The following is an 11,856-nucleotide window of genomic DNA, read 5'->3' as shown; positions in this document are numbered from 1 at the left end:
AAATGGCAGTTGCAATCAAGAAAGTAAGTTCGAGCGACGCGAAAGTAGCGCCGCATTGGCATGCACATGCGAAGGAGATACAGAAGTACGGTTCCGTGGTCGAGGATATGCCTCACCCGCTGAGCGCGAAGGTCCGGTCTGATATGGTCGCCCAGCTTAATCAGCTTTTGGCCGACTCGATCTTCTTGCGCGACATGTACAAGAAACATCACTGGCAGGTCGCCGGTCCGACCTTTTATCAGCTTCATCTTCTCTTCGACAAGCACTTTGATGAGCAGGTAGAGATGGTTGATACGATTGCTGAGCGAATCCAGCTACTTGGCGGCGTCACGATCGCGATGGGCGGCGACGTAGCCGAGGTCACTCGCATCCAGCGGCCGCCTCGCGGCAGGGAAGAGGTACCGGTTCAGATCTCCCGTCTCCTCGAGGCTCACAAGATCATCATTCAGAGCTGCCTTGATATCTCGGATTTGGCAGACAAAGCGGGAGATCAGGGAACCAACGATCTGGTGATCAGCGATATTCTCCGCCCCAATGAACTGCAGTCCTGGTTCATCGGCCAGCATCTGGTGGAGATGCCGTTGATTCTTGAAAAATAGTCGAGGGGAACTCACAAACTAGTCCGAATTCGATTTTTACGCTGAAGCACACAGCCCGGTCGCGCGAAGCCTCCGGGCTGTGTATGTTAAAGGCTGTGAGCCCGCATCCAACTGCTCGCTCCAATCATCTGTAATAAGTACACTCCTATGCCGATAGCGCTCGCATTCTTCGTCCATTACGCCTACCTGATTGTCTTCCTTTGGGTATTGGTGGAGCAGGTCGGCATACCTATTCCAAGTGTCCCGGTGTTGCTCACTGCGGGGACTCTTAGTGCAACACATACCGTCAGCCATCTCTATGTCGTTATTTCGGTTCTGTTTGCCTGCCTCATCGCGGACACCATCTGGTTCGCGCTCGGTCGTCGTTTTGGCAACAGTGTTTTGAAGCTGCTCTGTCGGCTTTCCTTTGAAGCTTCCACCTGTGTCAGCAAGACCGAGGGTTACTTTACGCGGCGCGGCCCGGTCACTCTCCTCTTCGCGAAGTTCGTTCCAGGCCTCAGCACCGTGGCTGCGCCCATCGCCGGCCAAACTGGGATGCCCTACTCGAGGTTCCTTATGTGGGACCTTGCAGGTTCGTTGATTTGGGGGGAGACTTTCATTCTCGCCGGCCGATTCTTCGGCGACGTCGCCAAAAAGAGCGCACCCTTCCTTCACTGGCTTGGCCATTTTGCCTTCGTCATCTTTGTCCTGATGGTTTTGGGCTTTCTAGGTCATCGCATTTGGAAGCAGCGTAAGTTCCTGCAGCAGGTTCGCGAATTGCGCCTTGAGCCTAGCGAGTTGAAAGGGATGCTGGATGCCGCCGAGGCTGGCGGTCTCAAGCCTCCGTTCATCGTTGACCTGCGCCACCCACTCGACTATCTGCCGGATCCTCGCGTGCTTCCGGGAGCGCTCCGCATTGGCCCAAACGAGCTCAAGCTGCATAGTGAGATTATTCCGCGCGACCGCGACGTGATCCTCTACTGCACCTGTCCCAGCGAAGAAACCAGCGCGAAGCTTGCCCTGCAATTGCACAAGATGGGGGTATACCGGGTGCGTCCTCTCCGCGGTGGCTTCGATGGCTGGAAGGAAGCTGGGTATCCTCTGGTCGATTACGTTTCGGAGACGCCGAGCTCTGAGGTCGTCCAGAAAATCCTTCCAGCGAACTCCAACACAGCCGTGCCATCGATGTAAGCCGGCGACTGTCTCGTATTCGACCGTCGCATCTCAAGCACTCAACCGAAAATTAACCGTGATCGTAGTCTGAACGTCGACGGCTTCTCCGTTTAATCGGTAAGGCCTGTACCGCGCTCCTCGTATTGCCTCGATTGCGGCGCTTTGCAGCATCGTAGGCCCTCTGAGTACATGCAGGCTTTCGATGGTTCCATTTCTCGAGATAACCGCCTCCACGACAACTGTCCCTTCAATATGGGCCGCTCTGGCGATCGCCGGATATACCGGCCGAATCGGCGTGATTAACATCCCCTCCGAGACTCCAGAAGAGACGTCGATCCTTTTCTGAGGTGTGCCCGATCCGACTGTCACGTTGGGATGAGGTACGCTCCCGACGAGAAGTCCACCGGGTACTTCAGAGCGCATCCCCATTCCGTTGTCTGGAGCCAGAAGCGCAGGCTCTTCGCTCGCTGAAAAACCGCTGCTCGGGGCTATGGTCGAGATGACTGGCGGGCGTGATAACTCAGGTGACGCTGCATTCGAAGCAGCTTCCGTGACTCGCTCGACGCGGACCGGTGGCTTAGGTGGTTTCGGAGGCAAAGGGAGCAACATCTTTGGCGCTTCGATCTCAACCGAGACCGCCTCCGGATGCAGCAGAGGCAACGCGATCACCAAACCGGCGACCGCAAACTGTAGGGTGATCGACGCAACTGCGGTCCACCGCCGGCTCGAAGAGACTTCACCCACACGCGACTCTACAAGACTGTCCTCAAACATAGAAGCACCCTCCAGCGTTCGGATCTCAGGTGCGCCTCCAGCGAGGAATGCGGCCGTACTACGTTAGACACCTCAAACCCATCTATGTTCCCGCATCGGCCATCGCTGGGTGTGCACGATTTTCATCTGCCGCGAATCGACGTCAATTCTTTGCGGGGCTTCATTGCAAAGCTTTATGCAAACGCGCAACACAACCGAAACCATTACCATAAGCTTGCAGCCTCAACCGACTGCAGCAGGAGAGGGAATTGGCCTACAACGATCTACGCGAATGGATTAAGCAACTAGAAAAAGCCGGAGAACTAAAGCGCATCACCGCGGAGGTCTCTCCGGATTTGGAGATGGCCGAGATTGCCGACCGCACTGCCAAGCTTGGTCGAGGCACACCCAAGGCCGGCGGCCCCGCACTACTCTTTGAAAACGTGAAGGGTTACCCGGGCGCTCGCGTCCTGATGAACCAGTTCGGCAGCGAACGTCGCATGAGGCTCGCGCTCGAGACCGACTCACTCGACGCCATCGCCGACCGCATCCGCACCCTCATCAAGCCACAGATTCCGACGAGTTTGATGGACAAGCTCAAGATGCTCCCCATCCTCGCCGAAGTAGGCAACTTCTTCCCCAAGGTAATCGCCGCTAAAGACGCGCCATGTAAGCAGGTCATCCGCCGTGGCGCAGACGTCAATCTTCTTGAACTGCCCATCCTAAAAACCTGGCCGCAGGACGGCGGTCCTTTCATCACGCTGCCGTGCGTCATCACGCGTGATCCAAAATCCGGCAAGCGCAACGTCGGCATGTATCGCATGCAGGTCTACGACGGCAAGACCACCGGCATGCACTGGCAGCGACAGAAGGTCGCCGCCGAACACATGCGGGAACGCCTTCGCGAAGCTTCCCCGGACTCCGCCGCCCGTGTCGACCTCATGGCGATCACGTCCGGTGGAACAGCCGCCGCGTCTTCCCTCGAAACTCTGAACGCCACAACCATCACCAAGATCCGTGAAGACCGCATGGAGGTGGCCGTGGCCATCGGTACAGACCCTGCCACTACCTTCAGCGCCATCGTCCCTGCACCACCCGACGTCGAGGAGTACCTCATCTCCGGCTTTCTTCGGCAGAAACCCCTCGAACTTGTGAAAGGCGAAACCGTCGAGCTCGAAGTTCCTGCTCATGCGGAGTACATTCTCGAAGGGTACGTCGAACTTGGTGAACTCAGAACGGAAGGCCCCTTCGGCGATCACACCGGCTTCTACACCATGCAGGACGAATATCCTGTCTTCCATATCACGTGCATCACGCATCGGAAAGACCCAATCTACGCAGCCACCATCGTCGGCAAGCCGCCTATGGAAGACGCCTGGATGGGCAAGGCAGTCGAACGTATCTTCCTCCCACTCATGCAGCTCACCATGCCCGAGATCGTCGATGTCAACCTTCCCCCCGAAGGTGTCTTCCATAACCTCATGATCGTTTCGATCAAGAAATCCTACGCGGGCCACGCGCGAAAAATCATGAGTGGCATATGGGCCATGGGGCAGGCCATGTTCACCAAGTGCATCATCGTGGTCGACGAAGATTGCGACGTGCAGGACCTCGCCGAGGTCACACTCCGCACGGCCAACAACATCGATCCCGAGCGCGACATCCAGTTCACCCTCGGGCCCGTCGACTCGCTCGACCACGCCAGCCGCCTGCCAAACTTTGGTAGCAAGATGGGTATAGACGCCACGCGCAAATGGGCCGCCGAAGGCTTCACACGCCCCTGGCCCCCCATGCTCACCATGGACGCGGAGGTAAAGTCGAAGATCGACGCACTCTGGAAAAAATTGGGGATTGAGTAGTCCGCTCGCGTTACCCGTCGTTTGTTCCAGTTAGCTCAGTTTTAGCGAATAGTAACGAGCAGAGCGTTCAAGTCACTATCCAAAAAGAGAGGGGTGACACGATGTCAGCTAATCTCAACTTCGCCGATGTAAGGCTCAACTACGATCCATCACAGCCCCAACAGCGATTTCGCAATGCTGGCCTGGAAGCCGCATTCCTGGCGCCAGCTGCGCAGCTTCCCCATGCGATCCCCTGGCCGGCAGGTACAGAGCCTACGCCCATCACGCTCACTCCGCCTCCTCTCGACACAGACGATCTATCGCGGTTTGAAGGCTATGACGCGGTAGTGGTCACCTGGACTTCAGCGGAAGCCGCCGCACTGGCATCTCTCTTCACCCCGGCCAACCCAACCAGCACCTGGTTTCTCTATCGCCACAACGTCGCCCAATACATTCCTCTTGTGACGGGAGGAGTAGCTCCGTTCAACGACGACACGCCCGAGATGGCACGTTACTATCACACACTCGCCCTCTACTTCCCCTGCCAGATAGGCAAAGCAAAAGTTCTTCTAGTCAAGAGCGGTTTGCATCTGGACTATGATGGCCCGGCAACTCCAGTGAAGAAGCTGATGACCGAGATCGCGCAAACAGTTCGTCCCAAGCTTTTCATCACAACCGGCACTGGCGGCGGCATCGGTTCCGAAGTGCTGTTGGGGGATGTTGTCATTGCAGGCGAGGTGCGCTTCGACTGTCGTACCCAGTTCAAGAACGAGCCTTGGCATGATGCGGTCTTCTCACCGTCGAAGTTACCCGCTGGCGCTCTAGCGGCCATCACGCCGGCGCTCACTCAACCAAATGCCTCGCGCATTCCGAACGCCAGACCGACTCCAAAGATATGGAGCTCCGCGAGCGATGCAATTGTCACGACCGACTTCTTCGCCTTCGATGACTCGACGAATTTTTACAAGCTTCAAGGTCTAGGGCAGGCCTGTGATATGGGCGACGCTATGGTCGCCAGCGCGCTACAGGGCATTCCGAATCTCTCCTGGCATGCCATTCGCAACGCGTCGGATCCTCAGATCCCTAATCCCACCAACAGCATCAAACAGGCTGGTGACGCAGCCGCCCAGATATACGCAAAATACGGTGGCTTGACTACCGCTGCCAGTGTCATCTCCACATGGGCCGTCATCCACTCCGCAACTCATTAGAGCGAGGCCGAGGTCATTCCGCACTCTTCACCGTAATCGCGCTCAAATTCCGTACCCACCGCTGCGGCTTCTTATCTTCGCTGTCGACAAGCTTCAATTGTCCATCTTCCCCCAACGGCTTGCCCCCCATGCTGGTCGCAACAATCACGTCCCCGTTATGTTCGGATCCCTCAATCTCCGTCACCGAATACAACACCCAATACTTGTCCATCCCCTCAGCTATGAGATAGCTCCGCAGCATCTTCCGGTGGGTCGTTTTGTCCACTGGAAACCCATACTTCGAAAGCAGATCTCCCAGCAGCACCCCGGTGTAAGTCTCATCTGTCTTCGTATGTTCGTTATGCACCGTCACCGTCTTCTGCGGCATCGCAGCCAAATCCGCAACAGACAGCGTAGTCGCCTTACCATCCAGCGTCAGTACCAGGCTGGTTGAAGGCTGCGCAGGAGCGTGCTGGTGCTCCGCCATGCCTCCGGCTGGCGCAGTCTGAGCGTGAGCCTCTGCGGCGCTCACTCCTGCAAAGCAAAGGCTTACCAGTAGCGGAATTATCAGGGAGGCTCTTTTCATGGCTTCCAGCCTATAGCCCCCCGTCGTATACTCAAGGTATGTCTATCGTCCGCGACGCCGCAGCTATTGCCAAGGGAATGAGCATCACGCTGAAGCAGGCCTTCCAGCCGACCGAAGTCGAGAACTATCCTGATGGCAAAGGTCCCATGCGCGGAGCGAAGTTTGAAGAGCGCTTCCGCGGCAAGCACCAGCTGCAACGCGACGAGAACGGCCTTGAGAAGTGTGTGGCCTGCTTCCTCTGCGCCGCCGCCTGCCCTTCGAATTGCATTTACATCGAAGCCGCGGAGAACACCGAAGAAGTTCGCATCTCCTCCGCCGAGCGCTACGCCAAAGTCTACAACATCGACTACAACCGGTGCATCTTCTGCGGCTACTGCGTCGAAGCCTGTCCCACCGACGCCATCACGCATGGCCATGGCTTCGAACTCGCCAGTCTCAATGCCACGACCCTTGTCATGCGCAAAGAAGATCTCCTCATTCCTGCTCCGATGCTTCCAGACGTCGTCCGCTCGGACAAGGATCAAGCCGAGATTCTCGCTTAAACCTTTAGGATGAAGTTTGAACCCGCGACAAGTCTCCAGGGACTTGCCGGACTTCGACAGGCGCAAGCGCACCGCGCAACGACGCAAGGACATCTAATACCAATGACCAAAGCCAATCAACATCCTCTTGAAAAGATTATGGAGAGCCGAATTGCCATTATCGACGGTGCGATGGGAACGACGATCCGTACCTATGGCATGAAGGAGGCAGACATTCGTGGGGAGCGGTTCAAAGACTCTACCAAGGATCTGTTGAATAATGGCGACCTCTTCTCCATCACTCAGCCAAAGATGATCTGTGATATTCATCGCAGGTTCCTGGAGGCGGGAGCAGACATCATCGAGACGAATACATTTGGGGCGACCAGTATCACCCAGAGCGAATTCTTCGTAGAGGATCCGCGAGAGCACGGTGGCCGGAAAGACCCCGAGTTTTACCAGAAGATCATTGACGATCCGATGCTTGGTAGCCTTGCGTGGGAGATCAATGAGCAATCAGCATTGCAGTGTCGCGAGTGGGCGGACCGTGTTGGGAGTGCAACTTCGCGCCAGCGGTTCGTGGCGGGAGCCATCGGTCCGCTAACCGTGTCGCTCTCGAACTCGCCCGATGCCGATGATGCAGGCTTCCGCGTCGTCACGTTCGACCAGGTCAAGACCGCCTACATGCAGCAAGTACGCGCGCTCATCGCCGGCGGCGTCGACCTTCTTCTGGTCGAGACGATCTTTGATTCGCTCAACGCCAAGGCTGCGCTCGTCGCCATTCGCGATGTGTTCGATCAAGACGGCAAGGAACTTCCGGTGATGATATCGGCAGCGGTTGGGCGTGGAGGCGAGACACTGATCTCGGCACAAACAACCGAAGCATTCTGGAACGCGGTCGAGCACGCGAAACCACTTTCGGTTGGTCTCAACTGCTCCCTTGGACCCGATCTGATGTACCCGTTTCTTGAGGAACTCTCAGAGAAGGCAAACGTGGCCATCTCCTGCTACCCGAATGCCGGTTTGCCGAATCCACTTTCGGAGACCGGGTTCGACCTCGGACCGCCGGACATGGCACGTTATTTGGGCGATTTTGCACGCGAAGGAATGATCAATATTGCTGGCGGTTGCTGCGGCAACACACCCGAACATATCGCAGCGATCGCCAAAGCGCTCGAAGGGATGCCTCCGCGTGAATTAGTCCGGAACGGGAGAGCCGCATGAGCTTGGTCACCGAGCCGAAGCCGCTCCGTCTGTCCGGATCACAACCCTTCACTCAGCAGTCCGGCGTCTACATCATGATCGGCGAGCGGACCAATGTGGCTGGCTCGCCCAAGTTCGCGAAGCTCGTCAAAGAGGGCAAGTACGAGGAAGCCGTTAGCGTTGCTCGTCAGCAAGTTGAAAATGGAGCAAACGTCCTCGACATCTGCATGGATGAGGGCATGATTGACGGCGCCGTGGCAATGACGCGCTACCTGCAGTTGCTGGCGAGCGAACCTGAAGTGGCCAAGGTGCCTTTCATGGTGGACTCCTCGAAGTGGGAGGTCATCGAGGCCGGGCTTAAGTGTCTGCAGGGGAAGGGGATCGTAAATTCGATCTCGCTAAAGGAAGGCGAAGAAAAATTTCGCAAAAACGCCGCTGCAGTTCTGAAATATGGCGCCGCCGTAGTGGTAATGGCCTTCGACGAACAGGGTCAGGCCGCGACCCTCGAAGACAAGATCCGCATCTGCGAGCGTGCGTATCGGATTCTGGTCGACGAGGTCGGTTTCCCGCCAGAAGATATTATCTTCGATCCCAATATCCTCACCGTAGCCACCGGCATGGAGGAGCACAACAACTACGCGGTTGACTTTATCAACGCAACTCGATGGATCAAGGCCAACCTTCCTCACGCGAAGGTCAGCGGTGGCGTTTCGAACATCTCGTTCAGCTTTCGAGGCAACAACAAAGTTCGAGAAGCCATGCACTCCGCGTTTCTCTATCACGCGATCGGCGCGGGTATGGACATGGGCATTGTCAATGCCGGCATGCTCGAGGTCTACGAAGAGATTGATCCTGAACTGAAAGAACTCGTCGAGGATGTGCTGCTCAACCGCCGCCACGACGCAACCGAACGGCTGGTCGAGCATGGCGAAAAACTCAAGAACGTCGGCACGGTAGTAAGTGAAAAGAAGGCGGAAGAATGGCGCAACGGCACTGTCGAAGAGCGCCTCTCTCACGCACTCGTCAAGGGTATCGATACTTACATAGAAATCGACGCTGAGGAAGCACGCGTCAAGTTGGGCCGTCCTCTCCTGGTCATCGAAGGTCCGCTGATGGCGGGAATGAGCGTGGTGGGCGATCTCTTCGGAGCAGGGAAGATGTTCCTGCCTCAGGTGGTCAAGTCTGCCCGCGTGATGAAGAAGGCCGTGGCACACCTGACGCCGTTTATGGAAGCCGAGAAGGCCGCTCTGGAAGCGTCTGGCCAGATCGTCAAAGCGCAGGGCAAGATCGTACTTGCAACGGTCAAAGGTGATGTCCACGACATTGGCAAGAACATCGTCGGTGTCGTTCTCGCCTGCAACAACTACGAAGTCATCGACATGGGTGTGATGGTTTCGAGTGAAAAGATTCTTGAACGCGCCAAGGTAGAGAAAGCGGACATCATTGGCCTCAGCGGCCTCATCACGCCGTCGCTCGACGAGATGGTGCACGTGGCGCGCGAGATGGAGCGTCAAGGGTTCAAGCAACCGTTGCTTATCGGTGGAGCGACAACGAGCCGCGCACACACAGCTGTGAAAATAGCGCCTCATTATAGTCAGCCGGTGATTCACGTGCTCGATGCGAGCCGCGCTGTCCCGGTGACGACCAGTCTACTGAGTGAGGATGGCAACGCCACGTTTGTTACTGCGTATCGTGCAGAATATGAGGCAGTTCGCAAGGCACACTCTGCGCCCAAACAGCCTGTCGTCTCCCTTGACGCTGCGCGTGCAAGGCGGACTGCAATCGAGTGGCGCGCTGAGGATCTACCTGTCCCTGCGTTTACCGGTATTCGAGTGCTCGACAACTTCCCCCTTGCAACACTGCGCGAGTTCATTGACTGGTCGCCGTTCTTCCACACCTGGGGGATGAAAGGGATCTATCCGCGGATCCTCGATGACGAGCGCCAGGGTGTTGAAGCGAAGAAGATCTTTACAGATGCCAATGCTCTGCTGGACCGCATTATCGACGAAAACCTGATTACTGCTCGCGGCGTCTATGGGTTTTTTCCTGCCAACGCCGTGGGGGATGACATTGAGTTATATACCGACGAGTCGCGGACAACCACCCTCGATCATTTCCATTTCCTCCGCCAGCAGGCAAATAAGGAAGGCAGTGAACCTTGTCGATCGCTCGCTGACTTCATCGCACCCAAAGAAACCGGATTGGCCGATCACATCGGCGCGTTCGCGGTCACCAGCGGCCTTTGCCTCAAGGAACTCTGTGACCGATTCCGGGCAGAGAACGACGATTACAACGCGATCATGGCAGAAGCTGTCGCAGATCGCCTGGCGGAAGCCTTCGCGGAGTGCCTGCACAAGCGCGTGCGTGATGAATGGGGTTACGGGCTTGAGGAAGGGCTCAGTCCGGCCGATCTCATTCAGGAAAAGTATCGCGGTATCAGGCCGGCCGCGGGCTACCCGGCGTGCCCGGATCACACGGAGAAGGGGACGCTCTGGCGTCTGCTCGATGTCCAAGCCAACACTGGCATGCAGATTACAGAGTCTTTCGCGATGTGGCCCGGATCGAGCGTGAGCGGTCTTTATTTTGCGCACCCGGAATCACGATACTTTAGCCTCGGCAAGATCGATCGCGATCAGATCGACGACTATCACCAGCGCAAGGGAATGAGCGTGGCCGAGGTAGAGAGATGGCTCGGTCAAAATCTCAACTACGACCCTCGCCCATAGGCACACATCTCGGAGCAGCAGCGGCCAGCAAGTCCTATGTTGTCTACCACACATAGGGGCGATCGGCGCGGGAAACCACTGAATCTTCGATAAAATGATAAAAGCCCTGTCACAGGGATTTCGTGAGTGGACTATCGCAAACGTCCGCCTTGCGGTCCTTTCAGAGCGCACACCTTGAACGAAAGTAAGAAGACAATGGAAACTCCGACCAGCAGCAAGCGCGCCGTCTTGCACATATGCACCCGCGAGACGATCCGCCCACTCCGCGATCAGGTTCTTCGCCTCTCAGGCTTTACCGTAGACTCGACCCTCAACCACGCCGAAGGACTCTCGATGTTCTGGGCGCGACAGTATGATCTCGTACTGATCGACGTGGAAGGGGAAGAAGGAATACCGCACGCCGAAAAGATGTGCTCCGAGATCAAAACGGCTCAGCCTCAACAACTCGTTGCCTTCGTCTGCAACTGGCGCGTCGCTATTCTCACCGACTGCCCGGACGAGATTGTTCGAACCGAGTTCGATCCAGCCGCCTTCGCGCGAGGGGTTCACGACATCATTCCAACGAGTCCGAATCAAGTCGAAAACTAAAGCTGAGGCACTGGAATCGTTCCTTTGTCTGCGCTCACCATTGTCTTTGGCTTAGCCGTCGTCGCGCTTGGTTGATTCTGGCTCGTTGCAGGCGACTCTATAGCTTCGGCGGTCTGACCGCTGGTCATTGCAGCTGCCTGTGTCGTCTGAGCAACCGGTGTACCCTGACTAGAACTGCCCGCAACTGCCGCTGTAGTCGTCGTCGGACTAGCCTTCTTCGCGGTCGTAGTCGTCGCACTCTGTGCCACCGCGAACGAACCAGCCAGCAACAACACGCTCATCGCGAAATTTCCGGCGAACTCGAACTCCCTCTTCATCGATGACGTCTCCTCCACCAGGTTTGTACTCGCCATCTGGCCAGTACACCCACCCGCCCGCCTGTTGTCGATACAACTTCTGCGTCAAATTCTTCCACAGGTTGCGACGCTGCCCGGCCTGTGGTACAAACGATGTATTCCAGTCTGCTTCGGCAGATTTGAATTTCATGCAGAGTGGTTGAGGGACGAGCCCTTTGACGCCACGACAACCGGACAGAACAAAGGCGTACCGGTGTCAACTCTCTCCTGGGAGCCTTTGGGCCGCAGGGAACATGAGATTCGGAGCACGCAAGCCCGAATTCCAGGTTTGCACCCCGCATTTCACCTTCCCAGCCTATCCGGCAACCCCAAAACAAGAGAGTAAGCGCAAAAAGTTCCCCCTT

The 11,856-nt window shown here is 56.7% G+C and carries 11 protein-coding genes and 1 riboswitch; of the genes, 8 read left to right on the top strand and 3 right to left on the bottom strand.

Going from position 1 to position 11,856, the window contains the following annotated elements; translation table 11 throughout:
• Positions 1 to 2 precede the first annotated feature (2 nt).
• Both RBB76_RS25260 and RBB76_RS25255 read left to right on the top strand, forming a co-directional pair.
• Positions 3 to 599 carry a Dps family protein gene (locus tag RBB76_RS25260; RefSeq protein ID WP_429633908.1) on the top strand — a complete coding sequence of 199 codons (597 nt, stop codon included), beginning with the start codon at positions 3 to 5 and terminating at the stop codon, positions 597 to 599.
• A gap of 147 nt (positions 600 to 746) precedes the next feature.
• Complete coding sequence (locus RBB76_RS25255) at positions 747 to 1,769, top strand: VTT domain-containing protein (protein ID WP_429633906.1); 1,023 nt, start codon at positions 747 to 749, stop codon at positions 1,767 to 1,769.
• Between the two features lie 33 nt (positions 1,770 to 1,802).
• On the opposite strand, the gene RBB76_RS25250 is transcribed toward RBB76_RS25255, so the two are convergent.
• On the bottom strand, positions 1,803 to 2,525 hold the full coding sequence (locus RBB76_RS25250; protein ID WP_429633904.1) for an energy transducer TonB: 723 nt from the start codon (positions 2,523 to 2,525) through the stop codon (positions 1,803 to 1,805).
• A gap of 248 nt (positions 2,526 to 2,773) precedes the next feature.
• On the opposite strand from RBB76_RS25250, the gene RBB76_RS25245 reads away from it, so the two are divergent.
• A complete protein-coding gene (locus RBB76_RS25245) occupies positions 2,774 to 4,363 on the top strand; it encodes a UbiD family decarboxylase (protein ID WP_429633902.1) in 1,590 nt (529 codons plus the stop codon).
• A gap of 101 nt (positions 4,364 to 4,464) precedes the next feature.
• A complete protein-coding gene (locus RBB76_RS25240) occupies positions 4,465 to 5,553 on the top strand; it encodes a hypothetical protein (RefSeq protein ID WP_429633900.1) in 1,089 nt (362 codons plus the stop codon).
• 13 nt (positions 5,554 to 5,566) lie between these two features.
• On the opposite strand, the gene RBB76_RS25235 is transcribed toward RBB76_RS25240, so the two are convergent.
• Positions 5,567 to 6,118, bottom strand: coding sequence for a hypothetical protein (locus RBB76_RS25235; protein WP_429633898.1), 552 nt, complete (start codon positions 6,116 to 6,118; stop codon positions 5,567 to 5,569).
• Between the two features lie 38 nt (positions 6,119 to 6,156).
• Between RBB76_RS25235 and RBB76_RS25230 the strand changes: the two genes are divergently transcribed.
• The 4 genes from RBB76_RS25230 to RBB76_RS25215 all read left to right on the top strand — a co-directional run bounded on the left by RBB76_RS25230 (position 6,157) and on the right by RBB76_RS25215 (position 11,156).
• Positions 6,157 to 6,660, top strand: coding sequence for a NuoI/complex I 23 kDa subunit family protein (locus RBB76_RS25230; protein WP_353067539.1), 504 nt, complete (start codon positions 6,157 to 6,159; stop codon positions 6,658 to 6,660).
• Between the two features lie 102 nt (positions 6,661 to 6,762).
• Positions 6,763 to 7,863, top strand: a complete 1,101-nt coding sequence (locus tag RBB76_RS25225) for a homocysteine S-methyltransferase family protein (protein WP_429633897.1) — start codon at positions 6,763 to 6,765, stop codon at positions 7,861 to 7,863.
• Positions 7,860 to 10,568 carry a methionine synthase gene (gene metH, locus RBB76_RS25220; RefSeq protein ID WP_429633895.1) on the top strand — a complete coding sequence of 903 codons (2,709 nt, stop codon included), beginning with the start codon at positions 7,860 to 7,862 and terminating at the stop codon, positions 10,566 to 10,568. The genes RBB76_RS25225 and metH overlap by 4 nt, the downstream gene beginning before the upstream one ends.
• Before the next feature lie 195 nt (positions 10,569 to 10,763).
• Entirely contained in the window at positions 10,764 to 11,156 is a 393-nt protein-coding gene (locus RBB76_RS25215; protein WP_429633893.1) for a hypothetical protein, read from the top strand.
• Here the strand turns inward: RBB76_RS25215 and RBB76_RS25210 are convergent.
• Positions 11,153 to 11,473 (bottom strand): hypothetical protein, encoded by a 321-nt coding sequence (locus RBB76_RS25210; protein WP_429633891.1) that lies wholly within the window; start codon positions 11,471 to 11,473, stop codon positions 11,153 to 11,155. The two genes, RBB76_RS25215 and RBB76_RS25210, sit on opposite strands and share 4 nt — an antisense overlap.
• Before the next feature lie 162 nt (positions 11,474 to 11,635).
• A riboswitch (SAM riboswitch) is annotated at positions 11,636 to 11,752 on the top strand.
• Positions 11,753 to 11,856: the final 104 nt, after the last annotated feature.

It is taken from the genome of Tunturiibacter psychrotolerans (assembly GCF_051013365.1).
Classification (GTDB): domain Bacteria; phylum Acidobacteriota; class Terriglobia; order Terriglobales; family Acidobacteriaceae; genus Edaphobacter; species Edaphobacter psychrotolerans_A.
Note: the sequence above shows the minus strand (reverse complement) of the source record. Positions and strands in the feature narration are given on the sequence as shown.